Here is a 19484-nt window from a genome sequence, read left to right on the forward strand (position 1 = left end):
CGCGGATGCTTTGAGACTGACAAGATAATATTTTTAACCTCTAATTCCATTTGGTTTGCGTTCTCTCATATCGCTTTTAGTCTAAACTCCAGTAAGGAGAGTATTTATAATATAAAAAACTAAGTTTCAGTATGAAGGATAATAATTTAACACGCCTCTTTTAAATTTGCACTATAGCAGTCCTAAATCATTCGTGAACAACAAGATCCCCGACTTCTCGAAGAAGTCGGGGATCTGAGCCTCTCAATTTTCACAAATCAAATAGGATTGCTGTATAGCGCTTACTAAGCAACTGAGGTACAGCTTAACCTCACCTCAGCCAGAGGCATAACGCACCCTACGTATATTTCAAAAATCAAATATTATTCCTATATCTCTTGCCTGTTGGCTACTTACACAAATAAATTCAGCAATCAAAGCAGACTGCGATATCCCAGAGGATGTTAAATCAGTGGACAGCAGCCAATGAAGGCTAATGAATGATACTGGATTTCGCCAAAAGATGAAATTAATATTAACTAATGATTCTTCAAATTCCTCCGAAAGTTGGAGCCAAATGGCGAGACACCTGTCTTAATCTTCCTATTATGGAATTAGGAAAGCCACTAAAAATTTCAGATTTAATCCGTGAACTTCGGCAGCAACTCGATCTCTCCCAGGAGAAGTTTGCAGCTAAGTTGGGAGTTTCGCTGCGAACAGTCAATCGCTGGGAGAACGGATCTACAGTGCCTTCACAGATGGCACTCAAGCTGATTGAAGAAATGTTACAAAAGATGGGTGAACCAGGCAAAAGACTACTGAACGAGTATCTCCTAAAAGCAGAGCAATCGGAGGACTCTTAAGATGATGTTGAAAGTACCAGAAAAAATTTTGATAATGCGCTCTTGGTTACTAACTTATGGTGTGATGGTTGTGGCAGTCATAGCGGCACTGCTGCTAACGGGACTATTGCTACCAGTCTTCGAGCCGAGCGTATTTACATTATTTTATGCTGCTGTGGCAATCAGCGCCTGTTATGGCGGCATGGAACTTGGAGTATTAGCGATCGCATTATCTGTTATAACCGCGCTCTATTTTTTAATCGAGCCAATCTACTCGTTCGATTTTCTCAGCCTGAAGGTCTTAGTACAATTAACCACATTCTCACTAGTATCCTTCTTAATTACCGCCCTCTCTTCAAAGTTGCGAACTGCTAGACGCAAGGCAGAGACAAGCCTGAAATTGTTGCAAAATAGCGAAATGCAGTTTAGGCGACTGGCAGAATCCAACATCATTGGAGTCATTGTCACTGATATAAACAACGGCTCCATCATCGAAGCCAATGATGGTTTTTTGAAAATGGTCGGCTATACGCGAGAAGATTTGTCTGCTAACCAAATGAAGTGGCGTGAGATTACCCCACCTGAGTATCTTCTATTGAGTGAACGTTCAGTGGAAGAACTGAGAACGGTTGGAGTCTGTAAACCTTTTGAGAAAGAATATATCTGCAAAGATGGTACAAGAGTTCCCGTTTTGCTCGGTTCTGTCCTTGTGGAAGATAGTGAAGAAAGTGTCATTGGCTTTGTTGTTGATTTGAGCGAACGCAAACAAGCCGAACAAATCTTGCGGGAGAAAGAAGAACGGCTGAGATTAGCTAACGAGCGTTTTGAATTAGCAGCATCTGCGGTAAACTGTCTTATTTATGACTGGAATCTAGAACAGGATACAGTTGAAAGAACCGATGGATTAACCCGAATTTTGGGCTATTCCCTCGGCATTGCTGAACCAACAGCTAATTGGTGGCGTGAACTTGTTCATCCAGAAGATTTGCAGCGTGTAGAAGAGGAAACGGTACTTGCTTTGGCAAATGGCGATCGCTACACTGCTAAGTATCGTATTCGCAACCAGGACAACAAGTACATACATGTACTCGATCGGGGAATAGTGGTAAAACGGGATGCTAATGGAAAACCAGTACGTATAGTTGGTAGCACTACAGATATTAGTGAACGCAAGCAAGCAGAAAAAGCAGTCCAAGAAAGTGAAGAACGGCTCAGAAGTTTTGTCAAAGCAAATATAGTTGGCATTATCTTTGGCGATGTCAAAGGTAGCATCACTGAAGCCAACGACGAATTCTTACGAATTGTGGGCTATACCCAAGCAGATATCAAAGCTGGGAGATTGCGGTGGACTGATATCACTCTTCCTGAATACCAATATTTAGATGAACTGGCTATTGCCGAGGCCACAGCAAAGGGAACCTGTACACCTTATGAAAAAGAATGTATTCGCAAAGATGGTTCTATTGTCCCAGTTGTAGTTGGCTACTCCCTTTTAGGAAAATCTCGGCAGAATTCAGTCGCATTCATTCTCGATATTAGCGATCTCAAGCAAGCTAAAAAAGCGCTGAGTCAGAGTCAAGAGCAATTTCAAGCTTTTATGCACAATATTCCAGCCGCAGCATGGATTACCAATGCAGCCGGGCGTGTACTTTATCTCAGTCCAACTTATCGGAGCATATTTGATGTAGCAACAAATAAAGCGATTAATAAAAATATTTTTGACTTATACTCAGCCGAAATCGCTCAACCCTTTATCGATAACATTAGAATAGTTGCCCAGACGAATCAGGTTGTTCAAACCATCGAGTCTGCCCCACGCACAGATGGCACTCTGGGAGAATTTTTGGTATACCAGTTTCCCATTGCAAATGCATCTGGGCAACGTCTTGTCGGAGGGGTTGCAGTTGACATCACCGAACGCGAACGCATCCTTCGTGAACGTCAGCTTGCTGAACTTGCTTTGCAAGAGCGTAGTGAAAGACTCAAACTGCTCTCTGAAACCACCAGTGATTTGCTTTCAACCGAGCGCCCATTGGATTTAATGAACAGCTTGTTTAGCAAACTCTCGGCGCAGATGGATTTGCATTTCTACTTCCACTATCTAATTGAGACGCACGAAAATCAGCAGAAACTTCGGTTAGTAGCTTGGAACGGCATTACTGATGAAGTATTTCAAGCAATTGAATACTTGGAATTTAATCAAGAAATGTGCGGACTAATAGCGCAAGAACGCCGTCAAATTGTCATTAATGATGTGTTGAACTCTACTCATCCAAATGCCCACATCCGCCTCCTCCAGTTTTTGCAAATCACAGCCTATGCAGGGCAACCGTTAATTGCTCAGGGAAAACTGCTTGGTGTCCTCTCCTTTGCCAGCCGCACTCGTACCCGCTTCACCTCTGGGGAAATTGCCCTACTGCAAGCAACCTCCGATCAGGTGGCGGTTGCTCTGGAACGCGCTCAGTTGATGGATTCATTACAGCAGCAAAAAGAGCAATTAGTCCAAGCTAACCGGATTAAAGATGAATTTTTGGCGGTTCTTTCTCACGAACTTCGCACGCCGTTAAACCCGATTTTGGGATGGTCGAAGTTACTGCAAACTAAAAAGTATGATGAAGCAACCACCACTCGCGCCCTCGAAACTATTGAGCGCAATGCCAAGCTTCAGACTCAACTAATTGAAGATTTGCTGGATGTCTCTCGCATTTTGCAAGGTAAACTGAGTTTGAATATTGCTCCTGTGAATCTAGAAACTGCGATCGCAGCAGCAATAGAAACTGTACGTCTATCCGCCCAAGCTAAATCTATCAATTTGCGATTTACGATTTTAGATTTGGGATTAGAAAATTCTCAGAGAAATTTAGAATCTATCGATTTTAACAACCAAGCCGACAATCTCAAATCCCAAATTCAAGTTGCACTCCCAGCGCCCCAAAGTTGTAATTCAAAATTACTAGTAACAGGTGATTCCAGTCGTTTGCAGCAAGTTATTTGGAATCTCCTTTCCAATGCGATTAAGTTTACACCCGAAGGTGGACAGGTAGAAATTAGTTTAAAGTCTGTTGGTTCTCAGGCTCAACTTCAAGTCAGTGATACAGGTAAGGGAATTAGTCCAGATTTTTTACCATTCGTATTTGACTACTTTCGCCAAGCTGATGGTGCAACTACCAGAAAATTTGGGGGATTAGGATTAGGATTAGCTATTGTTCGTCACATCGTTGAGCTACATGGAGGCATAGTTAAGGCAGAAAGTTTGGGGGAAGAACAGGGAGCAACTTTTACAGTTATGCTACCGATAATTAAGATTCATCCAGATAGCCAGCAAATTGATAGACAACCTGATAATTTACCCGATCTAAATGGGGTAAAAGTTCTGCTTGTAGACGATGAGCGTGATACGCGAGAGTTAATTGCTTTCATTCTGGAACAATCTGGCGCGGTAGTAACTCAGGTAGCATCGGCTGTAGAAGCATTACAAGCTTTGCTTCAGTTCCAGCCAAATCTGCTGTTAACCGACATTGGAATGCCGGAAATAGATGGCTATATGTTAATGCGTCAAATCAGAACGATGTCACCAGAACAAGGGGGGAAAATTCCAGCGATCGCTCTGACAGCTTATGCTAGTGAGGCTGACTATCAACAAGCAATTGCCGCCGGATTTGGTCAGCATATCACCAAGCCTGTGGAACCAGCTAAATTAGTTCGAGCGATCGCAAACCTGATTTATAGTTGTAACAACCCGTGAACTAACTTACAATCCTTTTCAATACTGCGTAGGTTTTGAACATTTGTAGGTTAGGTTGTATAAAAACGAAGAAAAAAAACAATTTCGAGACAGAATATTGACTTTACCAGTGATGATGGCGATCGTTGTCAGTTTTCACAAACTAGTCATCACCTGAGCTAATTGATTAGATAAATCAATTATAGAATCCTGGAATTTTGTAAATAAAACGCCAGCTAAAAAATAATAATTGCCAGAATAAAATGCCATTTTGTGCTTTCGGAGTTCTTCTATGTGTTTTTTGACTTTAGGCTCAGAGCTATAGTAGCCGAACTGCAAAGGTAACACCATGAAATTTTGAACATAATAACCATTTTGTTTTGCGATCTTCAACGTATTTATTGGATTAGAAAAGCTAGATATTAGAACCAAGACATTTTCGTAATCTAACGATAAAAGATCGTTGGTAAGTGTGGCTCCATCTACGCCCCCAAATAAGAGCGGCATATAAATATCGTCATCTGGTGCGGGTATATAGGGTGGATTGGCTACAAGATACTCGGCATCGGGTTGAGATGAATTAAACAAACATGAATTATGGATTATATATTTATTCGTGAGATTGTATTCATCAATGGTTGAATTTGCGACTTTCCAGGCAGAAGTGTTTAATTCAAATCCTTGAATTACGCCATTAAATTTGTTTCTCAATAAGGAGTTGATTACAGGGCTACCATCTCCTGAACCAAACTCTACAATAGATTCAGAATTTTTACAATTTCTGATCACAAAGCTTTCTAAACAGTTTGAGTAGAAATTAGATTCTTCAGGGCAAAAAAAGATATCTTTCATTTGACTGCAATCAATTTGTAATGTGTAATCAGCAGAGAAAATTTTTTACTACCATTAAGGCAATAAAAAACTGTTCCTTTAGCAAGATGTTGCTCAATAAAGAGATTTGCAGGTGAACTAGATATAAAAGGACTTAGAAATGTCAAATTAAAATCCTAAAAATAACCTGCTATTTGTAATTTCTAATTTTTGGTATTTCTCAGATGAGTGAGGGAGATTGTGTTGCTTCGCGTATGGATCGCACAACAGCATTAGCGGCGCGATCGCCCATTAGTTTCTCCTGGTCATACCCAAGCAACAGTTCCCATGCATCATTGGGATACTTTTCTGCTAGAGACAAAGCTACATCATCTAACATCCAACGACCGTGGCGTTCATCTTCCCTGATGTGCAGTTCCCAATAACCCATTGCCGCCTCAGACAGTTCCAATCGTTGCGCTGCCGCCAGATAGTTTTTGTAAGCCGCAGGGCCAGCCACTTCAAAATATGTCAACGCCCCACTGTAACGGAGAAAATAGCGTTTGCGATCGGTAGTCAAAAAATTATGATTAGCACAAGCTAGAACTTCCCAAGGCACTAAATCGAAATATCCTTCTGGTTCAGTGTTCATCCCAAACTCAGCCAGCATTTGGGCAAAAAATGTCGAGTGCTTGCGGGATAAACGACCATTACCGTATTCTTCTAGTAGTACTCGCACCAGCGTACACTGCACTTCATTAGCAGCACCACCCAATACATAGCAAAGACGACTACCTTCAACCAAGCCATCAAAGGAACCGATCGCTAGCAGGCGACGATAACCAACTTCAGTCATTTCCTCACGGATATAGCGGCTACTCTCCGACAAAGGCGGATTTAAATCGGCAGATGCACGCTCAATTAAAGCATGTTTTACATCCAATTCTTGCAGCGCTGCTACATCGATATGCGCCAGCTCCCAGCTTTGCCAAGCAGCTTCGATTTTGTCAAGACATAAGCATAAATAAAGCGATCGCTCATTGGTATAGTGCCGCAAATCGTCGTACCAAAACAGCTTGAGCCGATTAATTCGATAAAGTATGCGCTGGAGAAAACGGTGAGCCTGTTCATCAGAGCGATCGTTTTTATAGGCGGCGTGAATTGCCGTTGAGAGCGCCTGTTCAAACTCACTAGCTATTGCAGGTTTTACATCCAGGTGACGATCCAAATCCTCCATTGCTAGCAGTTCTATAAATTGCTCCTCAGCCCGGTCGTATTTGATAATTGTTTCTTGTTCTGTTTGGGCGATTTTATTCGCAGTTCCAGCGTTAGGAAATATAACTAAATTGCTTTGCATGGAATCTTCGGTAGCTATGGAAAAGTCAGAAATTAATTTCATCTGTAATACTTAACTTCCCACACGAGTAGCTTTCTCTACCTCTTTCCCTGGTTATAGACAAAGATTAAGTTTAGAATGGGGCATTCAGAATTGGGAATTGTTATTATTGTGCCTCTCTACTCCCAATACGGTTTATTCCTCGAAGATCCCCCTAACCCCCTTAAAAAGGGGGGCTTATAACCATCTTTTACCCCCTTTTTAAGGGGGTCGCTGTAGGCGGGGGGATCTTAACCGAACCGTATTACCTCTACTCCCCACTATCTATGGCGTTTTCGGCTGTTGCTCAACTGCCTTACTAGGCGGAATCTCTTCAAGAGGAATCAGTGCTTCGATTACCGACTTTACAATTGGTGCGGCGACAGTAGAACCATAAGCACTTTCTCCTTTTGGCTCATCCACCAGTGCGAACACTACATAGCGAGGAGATTCCACTGGTAAAATAGCCACAAAGCTGGTCATTCTAGCACCCTTGATGTAGCCGCCATTAGGACTAGCTTTTTGGGCTGTACCAGTTTTACCAGCAATGCGATATCCGGGAATTTGTGCCGCCTTACCACTGCCTTCATTAACCACAGTTTCCATCATTTCTACAACCTTTTGGGCTGTTGCGGCTGAGAAAATTTGGCGTGGTATAGTGCGATCTGGTGAATCATGCATCTGCCCTTTGGTATCAATCAGCCCTCGAACTACATGGGGTGTAACCAACTTACCGCCATTGGCTAAAGCACCGTGCATTTGTACTAACTGTAACGGTGTCATAGAAAAGCCTTGCCCAAAGGAAGTAGTAGCTGCTTCAATTGGCGAAGCGATAAATTCTTCTTGACTTTTGAGCCGCCCGCCAACTTCAAAAGGTAAATCTGTATCAACTTTTTGTCCTAGCCCCAAGCGTTCTAGCCAGTTGTAGTAGATTGAAGGCTTTAAGCGTTGGATAATTTGCACCATGCCAATGTTGCTGGAATATTGTAAAATCTGAGCGATGCTGATTCGCCCATTACCATTATTCATCGCATTTTTGATGGTGTAATTAGCTACTCGGATAGAACCGGAGTCATTAAACATATCATCTGGCTTGATGATGCCATTTTCTAGAGCGATCGCCACATTCAAAGGCTTAAAAGTCGATCCCGGTTCATAAAGATCCGCCACTGTCCAGTTTTTAAATAGCGAAATATTAGCTTTCGCGTATTCATTAGGGTTATAGGTAGGCTGAGAAACCAGGGCGAGTAAGGAACCATCCAAGGCATCCATCACAATTACCGCCCCACGTTTAGCGTCAAACTTCTCCATTTGTTGTTTGAGCGCAACGCGGGCAATTCGTTGCAGACGGCTATCGATAGTGAGTTGCAGTCGCAAATCATCAAAATGCAAAAAACCTTCCGGGGCATGATTAGGCATCAGAACCCCATTACCATCACGACTGAGCCGTACCGTTTGCACAGGACGTTCTAATAACTTCTCTTGAGAGTATTCCACCCCTGCTTGACCACGACGGTCAAGATTCACGTAGCCCACCACGTCAGAAACCAAATCGTCTGGCGGATAAAATCGGGAGTATTTTTCAATTAACTCTAAGCCATTTAAGCGCAAAGAAGTCACGCGGTCGATAATTTCTTCTGGTAGGGCTGGAGCAAGTATAATTCCGCTTCTTTTGCTTTCAAAAGTTTTCACCAAGTCAGCAGTATCTTTTGCCAATATTGGGGCAAGCCGCTCTGCCATCTCTTCATTAGACTTATTAAACAGCTTAGGATGAGCGTACAAAGTATATACAGGACGGTCAATAGCCAACAGATTATTATTGCGATCTACCACTGGGCGACGGGGCATAAAAGGTCGCAAATTCACCATTTGCTGGTTTCGTGCCTGCTGAGTTAACTTTGACCCCTTGACAATTTGCAGATTATATAAGTTGATACCCAGCCCCAATCCTGCTGTCATTAATACGCCCCAGACTATAAACAGTCGGGACTTGGTGTTAGATGTTTGGTTTTGGATATTAGAGACAAGTGTCCTCAACAACCCTTGTTTAGAACCCTTCGGTTGCCTTTTGAATACTGGATTCCGAAACTTTCTTAATTTTGTTCTGCTTGGTGACTTCTGCATTAAGTTTGTCCTTTGTCATTTGTCTTTTGTCATAAGCCACAAGTCTGAGTCCTAACGACTAATGACAAATGACTAATGACTTTTAGCCTGTTACCAATTCTTCAAAATAAAGCGCAAAAGCTGAACAAGCATCATTACGAATTACGTTAGCGAGTCTTGCCTACGGCACGCTGGCGCGAACGAGCGTCATTACGAATTACGATTAGTATCCCAGTGGCGAGAGCGTTTGCTGTTGCGTTTGGGAACTTGGCGTTATGTCAGACGATGTTGGCTTAGGACTGTGAGATGGTGGAGACAAGAAAATCATCCCTTGAGGAGTTGGCGATACAAGCCCTGTTGCTGGTTGTTCGGCTTCCTTAGCCATTTTATTTGTCAACGTGGCATTGGTTGTCGTTAACATCCGTTCATGACGTTGGAGGTTTTGCAGTCTGCGATATGACTTACCCCAAAGCTCTTGAGAATATACCGTCCAGCCATAAACAGCAAGTGTCGATGCTACTAACAAGAACGCCAAAACTGTCGAATAACGATGAAAGGTGTACAAGCGCAACAACCATAAGGGTGCTGTTCCAGAATTAGGCATTGTGGGAAGGCGAAGAAAATCTACCCCTAAATTCTTCTGAGTTGCGCTGGACTCCTCATTGAGATTTGGCATTTGTTGTTTACCCAACTCTTTCACCGATTTGGGTATAGCTGCCTGATTTGTGGAACGCTGTTGTCTTCTAGAGGATGCGGGTGTGGCTGGAGTCGCTGGTGTAGAAGCGTTCCTTGCTGCCGACTCCATAGCCTTAGAGCGTCGCCTCCCTAAAGAAAGGATAGAATCTCGCCGGAACCAATTACCCTTTGTAGAAATAGCAGATTTACGAGCAACTACCATAAATTTTTTTAGATGAAAAATACTGTACTTTAGATTGATTTTCTTGATTGTCTATTTTTGCTAAGGTTATGATCCCTTTCTGTGGGCAATAAGCACACAGAACAGACTACACCCTTTTAACTGTTCTAATAGGTAGCTGTACCAATGTTTGCAATCAGTAAGTAGCAACTGGACAGCTTCCCCTTTAGGTATCGCACTTAAAGTATGGCAATGCGGGGCAGCAAGGTGCAATACTCCATGAAAAAAATAAAATTTTTGCTATGATAGCTCGGTTTGCTAGAAAACTCGGTAATTTCTGTTTTGCTCCTGAGTTAAGAGAAACTAATCAGATGGCTGAATGACAAATAATCTGAAAAATAATACCCCAAGGGATTGTTTTTTTAAGCATGTAATCTTCCAGCATTTAAAAAAAAGCAATAAATACGGTATCGTATTCAACAGGCGAAAAATTGTTCTAGCCACAATTGGTGAAAGAGGAGTTATGAAAACAAAAATCTTTGGTTTTGCTCTAATGTTAAGTCTCGCTACAATTCTCGGTGCCTGTGAAGGCGGTGGTACTGGTGGTGGTGGTACTAGTGCTCCATCTGCTACAGGTGAACCAACTGATGCACCTGCTGGGTCTACACCTGCTGCTACTACCCCAGCTACCCCCGCAACTACCCCCGCAGCAACTCCTAAATCTCCTACTGCTACTCCTAAATAAGGCATTTTAAGCTTTAGTTTAAATCATGCCCAAAACAGCTTAGTAAGAACGTTCGTCACCATATAGCTTGGATTAATGAGGTTCATCTAGAAACCTATATTCTTTCTATTGGTGTATCAGAAGCCCAGAGTTTGCTCAAATATCAGCTAAGTAGGGCAGCAAGTAAAGGACACTGGTGATCAGGATTACTTCCTCAACCAGTGTCCGCCTGAAATTCTCGCCTGACCGAACCTTATTCCAAGGAAAAGGGAGTTAAGTTGCATATATCTAAGCCATCTTGGGGGTAAAATATTTCCCTGATTTAGTGTTTGGAATGGCTTAGACTTCTGAGTTTTGAGAGGAAAAAATAATTCATTGCGATCGCTGGCAATTGCTCAAGAGCATTCCCTGTAGTCTATTCTGTGTTAGAAGAGACATAGTGATATGCCTTGATGTTGCCAGATTTTTATTTGGAATTTGGAATTTGGAAACAGATTTTCATGCTGCGTTGTAAACGCAGTTCAGGCGATGGGGAGAGTTAAAGCGGGAAAGGCAGTAAAAATCTTTGGATTGATTGTGATTATTGCAACTTTTATTGTGGTAAGTGGCGATTGGGGAGCAATAGTCATAGCATTACCGCCACCAGAGGATACGCCAGAGGAAATATTAAGGACAGAGATTATCATAGAAGCGCGATCGCCAATTGATGGAAAATTCCTAACGGCAGCTGAATACATTCAATTACAGGCGCAGCTTCAAGAAGTCCCACCACCAAAACTAGACCCAAAAATTCGGGATCAGATTTTCTTGCTTCGCCTACGTAAAACATTACTTCAGTTTTTCCCATTTTTAAATTTTTGATAGATTAGCAATGCCCAATGCCCAATGCCCAATGCCCAATGCCCCATTCTGATGTACGATAACGGTGGCGACAAAATTGCAAATAAATGTAAAGAATATACATAGATATTAAAAAAGTAGATCCAGTCAATCACGTTATTTCACTTAGGTAGCTTCATGTCAATGACCACGATCGCCCCTGAACAGGTTAACAGCATCGTTTGGAATCAGCATAACGATCCCTTTGAAATACTAGGTTCTCATCCCATAGAACAAGATGGCAAAACTGTCTGGGCTGTGCGGGCCTACCTACCAAATGCAAGTGCAGTATGGGTGGTTCTTCCTGAACAACGGAAAGAATACCCAATGCAAGCAGTGCATCATCCCCATTTTTTTGAATGCACTATTGAAACCTCAGAACTGGCAAACTACCAGTTACGGATTAAAGAAGGGGAAAATGAGCGTGTCACTTATGATCCTTACGCCTTCCGCTCTCCCAACTTGACAGACTTTGATTTGCATTTGTTTAGTGAAGGGAACCATCACCGAATATACGAAAAATTGGGAGCGCACCCCACGGAAATAGGCGGTGTTAAAGGTGTTTATTTTGCAGTTTGGGCACCCAACGCCCGTAATGTTTCATTGCTCGGAGATTTCAACCTCTGGGATGGGCGGAAACACCAAATGCGTAAAGGCCCCACCGGAATTTGGGAGTTGTTTATTCCTGAAATCGGTGTGGGAGAGCATTACAAATATGAAATCAAAAATTTTGAAGGACACATTTACGAAAAATCCGATCCCTACGGTTTCCAGCAGGAACCCCGCCCAAAAACGGCATCTATTGTCACTGATTTAGATGCCTACAGTTGGGATGACGAAAACTGGATGGCAAAGCGGCGGCGCACTGAACCACTTAACCAGCCTGTCTCAGTTTATGAAGTGCATTTAGGCTCTTGGTTGCACGCTTCCAGTGCTGAACCTGCTAAACTGCCAAATGGTGAAACTGAACCGGTAGTTGTTGTTTCTGAACTTAAGCCGGGCGCACGTTTCCTTACCTACCGGGAACTAGCCGAGCGACTCATTCCATACATCAAAGAATTGGGATACACGCATATAGAAATACTTCCTATTGCGGAGCATCCCTTTGATGGTTCTTGGGGTTATCAAGTAACTGGGTACTATGCCCCCACCTCCCGTTTTGGCAGCCCTGAAGATTTCATGTATTTTATTGACAAGTGTCACCAAAATGATCTAGGGATAATTGTAGATTGGGTTCCTGGCCACTTCCCCAAAGATGGACATGGTTTAGCTTTCTTTGATGGTAGCCACCTCTACGAACACGCTGACCCCCGCAAAGGCGAACACAAAGGATGGGGTACTTTGGTGTTCAACTACGGTCGCCATGAAGTCTGTAATTTCTTAGCAGCAAATGCCCTCTTTTGGTTTGACAAGTATCATATTGACGGGATTCGTGTCGATGCTGTTGCCTCGATGCTCTATAACGACTATTGCCGCGAACCAGGAGAATGGCTGCCAAATCAGTATGGTGGCAGAGAAAACCTAGAAGCAGCAGATTTTCTGCGTCAGGTAAATCACACTATCTTTAGCTATTTCCCTGGCATTCTCTCAATTGCTGAAGAATCTACTTCTTGGCCAATGGTATCTTGGCCCACCTACACAGGCGGATTAGGCTTTAACTTGAAGTGGGATATGGGGTGGATGCACGATATGCTGGATTACTTCAGCATGGATCCCTGGTTTCGTCAGTTCCACCAAAACAATATCACCTTTAGTATGTGGTACAACCACAGTGAGAACTTCATGCTGGCCTTGTCTCACGATGAAGTGGTGCATGGCAAGAAGAATATCATCGGTAAAATGCCGGGGGATACATGGCAAAAGTTAGCTAATGTACGTTGTTTATTTAGCTATATGTTTGCTCACCCAGGTAAGAAAACCATGTTTATGAGTATGGAGTTTGGGCAGTGGAGTGAGTGGAATGCTTGGGCAGATTTGGAGTGGCATTTATTGCAGAATGAAGCTCACCAAAAGTTAAAAACGTTTTTCCGGGAATTGAACCATCTCTACTGTTCTGAACCAGTTTTATACACTCAGGATTTTGCCCAAGCGGGGTTTGAATGGATTGACTGTAGCGATAATCGCCATAGTGTAGTTTCTTTCATGCGTCGTGACAAAGATTCTGATGATTTTGCGATCGTGGTTTGTAATTTTACACCGCAACCCCATTCTCACTACCGCATTGGTGTACCGCAAAAGGGATTTTATACTGAGTTGTTCAATAGTGATGCGCGTCAGTATGGCGGCAGCAATATGGGCAACTTAGGCGGTAAGTGGACAGATGATTGGTCATTGCACAGTCATCCCTATTCGTTGGATTTATGTTTGCCACCTTTGGGAGTGTTGATTCTCAAATTGGATAAGAAGAAGACTGCTGAGGTGATTGGATAACAATTTTGGGTGGGCATTGCCCACCTAAGACTATTTTTTGATGGTCAACTCTGTAGGGGCAATTCATGAATTGCCTCTACAATAGATTTTCCATAGGTAGGATAGCAGATATGTGCTATCCTACCTATGTATTTGTATCGGCTTTAAAGTGAAAGAGTATTACCTCTGCGTTTAGAATTATTTAATAATCTTTGCTTACCACGTGTTAAATAAAATTTATAAATTAATTACTCGTTATTTATTCAAAGTGCTATTTGCTAGCAGTTTAACAGTCTGTTTATGGTTAGGTGATGTGCATTTGACAACTCTACAAGCAACTATAGGAAAGTTAGTCAATGCTCAAACCCCTAATGCTGTTACATTAGTTAATCAAGGCGTTGAAAGTTACAAAAAGGGAAACTTTCAGAATGCTATTCAATCTTGGCAATCGGCTTTGGAACTATATCAAAACAGTAACAATGATAATAATGTTAATGTGGCGATCGCTAATGAAAATTTAGCAAGAGCGTATCAACAATTAGGTGAGACTGAAGCAGCACTTAGCTATTGGAAAAAAGTAATTGCTTCCTATCGTGTCCAAAATGACTCGGAAAAAGTAGGGCGAATCTTGACAGAGATAGCGCAAGCTTATAGTAGTTTAGGACAGACAAAAAAAGCAATTGGTTTTTTATGTGATGCCTCTGATGCCAAAAATATCGGAAAACTAGTATGTCAGCAAGGAAGCGCATTACAAATAGCTGACGAACAACAGGATAAAGAAGGAAAAATTGCAGCATTAGGAAGTCTTGGGGAAGCTTACCGTCTTAGGGGTAATTATGATATAGCAATTAAATATTTTGAAAATGCGAAAAATATTGATAATAAAATATACAATTTTGCAATATTAAATAGTTTAGGCAATGCCCACGCCAGTCGCGCCCAACTTTGGAATCTTCGTGTCAAGTCTGCTAAAAAGCAGAATATCTCTCAAGTTAGGAAGTTTCAAATAAATGCCAAAAATGACTATCAGAAGGCACTAGAATATTTTCAGTTAAGTATTAAAGAAGCTCATGAACAAGATAATAAATCTGGAGAGATGCGAAGTATTCTCAATCTCATTAAGCTTCTTTATCGCTCCAGAGAAATAAATGTTATTGAGCCAGCTAAGGTTGATATCAATATTCAAGAAGCTTTGGAACTGCTGGATAAACTACCAGATTCTGTTAACAAAGTATATGCAGCGATCGATTTAGCAAATTTGTCTGCCGTTGATGATGAATCAACTTCACCATTAACTCAATGTTTGGCAAAGCCAAAACTACCAGAAGCAGAAGTAAAGAAATTATTTAACAAAGCTATAACAATTTCCCAAGCACTGCAAGACTCGCGTTCTGAGTCTTATGCTTTAGGAGCGCTAGGACATTTTTATGAGTGTCACCAAGAATATCAATCAGCTTGGAAATTAACCAGTAAGGCAATTTGGTTAGCAGACCAAAAATTAAAAGCTAAAGATAGTTTATATTTATGGGAATGGCAAGCAGGAAGAATTTTAGAAAAGCAGGAAAAGAATGGTGAATCACTTCCTTTTTATGAACGAGCATACAATATTCTAGAACAACTACGCAGTGATATTCTCATTGCAGATCGCGATTTTCAATTTGATTTTCGGGATATTATTGAGCCTGTATATCGCCAGCTAGCACAGCTTCAATTAGAGTTAGCCTCATCAAGCAATCCCAGTAATAAGCAACTTAGTAGTCCAGTTTTAAATGCTGCATTAACTACTATAAATTCACTGCGTTTAGCAGAAATTCAAAATTACTTTGGTAATGATTGTATCTTAACAGCCATTAACAATAAAAATGTCACTGAGGTTTTAGAAAAAGATACTGCATTTATTAGCTCAATTGTTCTAGAAGGTAAGACTGGAGTTATCTTAATTTTACCTAATCAAGAAAGACATTTAGAATGGATAGATCAAAATGAAGAAACTCTTCGGCAAGAAATTACAAACTTTTATACTGGATTGATTCGGGGAAAACGCGATATTAATTACGATCCAAAATATGCAGTAAACCTTTATGAATTAATTATTCGTCCGTTTGATGAATATTTAAGCTCTAATAAGATTAAAACTTTAGTATTTATCCAAGACAGCTTTTTGCGTAATGTGCCTATGGCTGCACTTTACGATAAAAATGACCATAAATATCTGATCCAAAAATATGCGATCGCTACTACTCCCAGTTTGCAATTGACTTCAGCACAAAAAGTCAATATGCAATCAAGTCGAGCATTAGTATTAGCTGTGAGTCATGAAGCAAAAATTGACGATCAGTTATTTGAGCAATTGACGAGTGTTAGCTCAGAAATTAAAGCAATTAAACAACAATTTCCTAATAGCAAAAATCTAGAAAATGAGGATTTTACTATCAATAATTTAGAAAAAGAAATTAAAGATAAATCCTATCCAATTATTCACGTTGCAACTCATGCACAATTTGGTATCATTCCACAAGATACATTCTTAGTCACAGGTAATAATAACAAACTCACAATTAATCAGCTAGAAAGTTTACTGCGTCAAACTGGTAAGAGTTCTAACTTAGTTGAATTATTAGTACTAACTGCTTGTCAAACAGCAGTTGGCGATGATCGGTCAACGTTAGGGTTGGCGGGTGTAGCATTGCAAGCTGGCGCTAAAAGTGCAATGGCTTCACTATGGTCTGTGGGGGACGAATCTACAGCAGATTTGGTGGCAGAGTTCTATAGTAAGTTACGCGAATCGGGAATTAGTAAAGCACAAGCATTACAAGCTGCCCAATTAAAGCTTATTAATACAAAGGAAACGGGGATTGATATCCAATATAATCACCCTTATTACTGGGCACCGTTTATTATCATTGGAAATTGGCTATAAATTAAAATATCTCCGACTTCTTTAAGAAGTCGGGGATATTCATATAGATTGCTACAACAGATTGTGACTTGGTGAGGTGTAGATAATCTTAAGGGCATAGCACTGCTGTGCGCCTAGCTATATACTTCATTTACGTGAAAAACGCTGTATATCACCTTTCTTGATTTGCAATTGTTTGTAAATGTTGTATTCGTTTTTTCACTAGTTCTTCGCTATCTTTGAGTCTTGGTGACTCATATTTGGCAAACTCTTGTACAAGGTTTGAACCTACCTGTCCCAATTTTTCAGGTTTGGCTGACTTTAAAGCTTCAGCTAAGGCTTCATACCAGAAATCTGCTGCTGCGTAAGTATTTGCTTTTTGTAAACTATTCGTTGTAGTAGATAATTTATTTTTGAGTGTAGATGGCATTTGGACAACGATAAATTCTGATCTTTCTACTACATCACCTCCTGGGCAACTGATTGCTATTTCCCAAACATATTTTTTACCTGGAGTTAATTTTGGATAGCTTTCAGGGTAAGACACCTGAAAAATACCTGGTGCAGTTTGTTGTTTAATGGGATCATTTAATGATCTGACATTTTTGTTTGAAACAAACTCAAAAATTTGGAATTCTATTTCCTGAGAACTTGATAGATAACCTACAAAAGTAGGATGGGTAGAAGCTGTATATCCAATATATGTTTTAGGTGCAAGTAATGTCAGAGGAATTTCATTACCTAAGCTGGGACACCCTCTACTACCTCCGCTTCTGGTGTAGTCGCTTGCAGGTTTGCGATCGCTTGGACTAAAATCAGCGATCGCAACTGGTGTTAAAAACCATAATAAGCCCAAAATAGAACTAGTTACGAATCTAATATTGATAAATTGCCTAATTGACGCTGACATTTGATATCTCATGTTCTTTCTTATGAAAAAATATTTAATTTTTGTATTAAACCCTAACTACTACTCTTACTATTTGCTAATTTCCAAGTTATTTGACAGAGAGTTCCTTTAGGAGAAAGAGTTTCACGTTTAAAATCACCACCCAAGTTTTTGGCGATATTTTTAAGTTGTTTTGTCCCTTTGCTTTCTAAATATGAAATTAGCCCAGATCCATTATCTTGAATCTTAAGAGTATAGGAATCATTGTCTTTCTTCCCAATAGCTTCAATACATTTGACACCTTTAGCATGTTTACCTACATTACATAAAGCTTCTTCCAGAAATAAACAAAGTTCCTGTTTATTCTGAATGCTTAAATACTTCTCATCTACTGGTTCAAATGTACGAATTTTGATTTTGATATTTTTTAAATATTCTAAATCCGATCGTTCTAACGTACTAGAGTATACTACATAAAAAAGTTCATGGATCGGGCATTTTAAGTCAATTTTTAACCCGCTACCTAAACGGAGACTTTCATCTTGAGATAAAGCCTCTAGCTTTAAATATTCGCCAATTTCTCGAATTTCATAATTAAGCTTTTCTAACTGCGATCTTAATTCCTCGTGTGACCAGTCTTTAGCCTGCATCTGTCTCAAGACGTTTGCTAAAGTTTGTAGAGGCCCATTATGAATCACAGTAAATGCAAATTCAATTGTATGTTGACGTTCGTTCATCTTAATTTTAAATACTTGGTTGTTTTGATATAAAGCGAATGCGAATCCACTCAACCCTAACCCATTTACTGTTAAGGTCAATAAACTCGCTGCTATGGGAATCCACCAACCGTATAAAATAAGTAAGTAACCAATACCAAATAAGGCAAAAGCTACTACAACTACAGCTAATAAATTCTTCCATAAAGATTGTGTGATCCCAAAAATAATTATTGGATAACAACCCCAAACTATTATCCATAAATATTCCCACTTGTCCGACCAAACTTTTAATAATGGTCGTCCGTTAATCACTGCATTAATTATCTGGGAACAAGCATGAGCATGAAATTCTACTCCATAGATTTGTCCCGGAATCTTTTGATGAGCAATTGCAGAACTATTTACAAAATCGGTAGTGCTGCTAGCAACAATACCAATCAAAACTATCTTATTTTGTAGTAAATTGGGATTAAAATTACCCTTCTTAATATCATTCAACGATAAAATATTAAATGGTTTGTTACTATTACGAAAATTCATTAATATCTTTAACCCACTAGCATTTTCGTTGACATATCCTCCAGAATTTGATAAGAAGCGAGGGAGTTCTGTGGTTTTAAATCTGATTGTCGCTTGGTCAATTATCCCAGTTTCAATATTAATATTTTTGGCAGATAAATAAGCTTTTGCTAATTGGAGTCCAAAAGAATATTTATCTTGTTGAGGATTTTTAGGGTTAAGAGGTGATGTTGTCCAAAGTAGATAGCGGCGATATTTACTATCTTTATCTACTACTATGTCAGAAAAACCTATTTGCTTGGGCGATAGTTGTGGCGGTGCTAAAATTGTATCTGGAGGTAATATTTTTTCAATACCAATTAGATTTTTATAGTCATGAAATACCTGGATTAATTCTTGATGACCAGGTTCAACAGGTAAGTCTCGAACTATGTCAAGACCGATTGCGATAGGTTTATATCTTTCTATTTTTTTAACTAGTGTGGCAATTTCTCTATCTGAAATTGGATAGCTTTTTACACTGCGGATATCTTCTTCATTAATGCCAATAATTACAACTTTATCGTCAGTTGCTTCTAGAGGACGTAAACGCAAAAATGTGTCTAGCGCGATCAATTCATAATCTTGCAATAAACCACATAACCTTGCAGTTACTATGATTATCAAAAATCCTGTTCCTGGAAGTGACGCTAGGAGCAAAATTTTTATTTCAGCCTGAATTCTTCTCCAATTAATCCATACCATAAGCATCTGAGAT

12 protein-coding genes are annotated in these 19484 nt (G+C 40.4%); 6 read left to right on the forward strand and 6 right to left on the reverse strand.

Annotation, left to right across the window (positions count from 1 at the left end):
- Positions 1–521: 521 nt before the first annotated feature.
- Together V7K38_RS02905 and V7K38_RS02910 are read left to right on the forward strand one after the other, a co-directional pair.
- Positions 522–842 (forward strand): helix-turn-helix domain-containing protein, encoded by a 321-nt coding sequence (locus V7K38_RS02905; protein ID WP_334855301.1) that lies wholly within the window; start codon positions 522–524, stop codon positions 840–842.
- Position 843: 1 nt separating this feature from the next.
- Positions 844–4566: a PAS domain S-box protein gene (locus tag V7K38_RS02910; protein WP_334855302.1), complete on the forward strand. Its 3723-nt coding sequence runs from the start codon at positions 844–846 to the stop codon at positions 4564–4566.
- Between the two features lie 135 nt (positions 4567–4701).
- Here V7K38_RS02910 and V7K38_RS02915 read toward each other — a convergent pair whose 3' ends face one another.
- The 4 genes from V7K38_RS02915 to V7K38_RS02930 form a co-directional block, all read right to left on the reverse strand.
- Positions 4702–5397 (reverse strand): SAM-dependent methyltransferase, encoded by a 696-nt coding sequence (locus V7K38_RS02915; protein WP_334855304.1) that lies wholly within the window; start codon positions 5395–5397, stop codon positions 4702–4704.
- Between the two features lie 199 nt (positions 5398–5596).
- Positions 5597–6712 carry an iron-containing redox enzyme family protein gene (locus tag V7K38_RS02920; protein ID WP_334855370.1) on the reverse strand — a complete coding sequence of 372 codons (1116 nt, stop codon included), beginning with the start codon at positions 6710–6712 and terminating at the stop codon, positions 5597–5599.
- 303 nt (positions 6713–7015) lie between these two features.
- The gene (locus V7K38_RS02925; protein WP_334855306.1) at positions 7016–8689 is read right to left on the reverse strand and encodes a peptidoglycan D,D-transpeptidase FtsI family protein; all 1674 of its coding nucleotides are present in this window, start codon (positions 8687–8689) and stop codon (positions 7016–7018) included.
- A gap of 367 nt (positions 8690–9056) precedes the next feature.
- Positions 9057–9731 carry a hypothetical protein gene (locus tag V7K38_RS02930; protein ID WP_334855307.1) on the reverse strand — a complete coding sequence of 225 codons (675 nt, stop codon included), beginning with the start codon at positions 9729–9731 and terminating at the stop codon, positions 9057–9059.
- A gap of 481 nt (positions 9732–10212) precedes the next feature.
- Here V7K38_RS02930 and V7K38_RS02935 point away from each other — a divergent pair, with 481 nt between their 5' ends.
- From V7K38_RS02935 to V7K38_RS02950, 4 genes are all read left to right on the forward strand, one after another.
- Positions 10213–10434 carry a hypothetical protein gene (locus V7K38_RS02935; protein ID WP_334855308.1) on the forward strand — a complete coding sequence of 74 codons (222 nt, stop codon included), beginning with the start codon at positions 10213–10215 and terminating at the stop codon, positions 10432–10434.
- 507 nt (positions 10435–10941) lie between these two features.
- Entirely contained in the window at positions 10942–11274 is a 333-nt protein-coding gene (locus tag V7K38_RS02940; RefSeq protein WP_334855309.1) for a hypothetical protein, read from the forward strand.
- Positions 11275–11430: 156 nt separating this feature from the next.
- Entirely contained in the window at positions 11431–13722 is a 2292-nt protein-coding gene (glgB, locus tag V7K38_RS02945; RefSeq protein WP_334855311.1) for a 1,4-alpha-glucan branching enzyme, read from the forward strand.
- A 202-nt stretch (positions 13723–13924) separates the two neighbouring features.
- Entirely contained in the window at positions 13925–16621 is a 2697-nt protein-coding gene (locus V7K38_RS02950) for a CHAT domain-containing tetratricopeptide repeat protein (protein ID WP_334855313.1), read from the forward strand.
- A gap of 151 nt (positions 16622–16772) precedes the next feature.
- Here the strand turns inward: V7K38_RS02950 and V7K38_RS02955 are convergent, their stop codons facing one another.
- Both V7K38_RS02955 and V7K38_RS02960 read right to left on the reverse strand, forming a co-directional pair.
- Positions 16773–17510 carry a DUF928 domain-containing protein gene (locus tag V7K38_RS02955; protein ID WP_334855316.1) on the reverse strand — a complete coding sequence of 246 codons (738 nt, stop codon included), beginning with the start codon at positions 17508–17510 and terminating at the stop codon, positions 16773–16775.
- Between the two features lie 53 nt (positions 17511–17563).
- Positions 17564–19471, reverse strand: coding sequence for a sensor histidine kinase (locus V7K38_RS02960; RefSeq protein WP_334855318.1), 1908 nt, complete (start codon positions 19469–19471; stop codon positions 17564–17566).
- Between the last annotated feature and the right edge of the window lie 13 nt (positions 19472–19484).

The organism is Nostoc sp., assembly GCF_036917465.1.
Lineage (GTDB): Bacteria > Cyanobacteriota > Cyanobacteriia > Cyanobacteriales > Nostocaceae > Nostoc.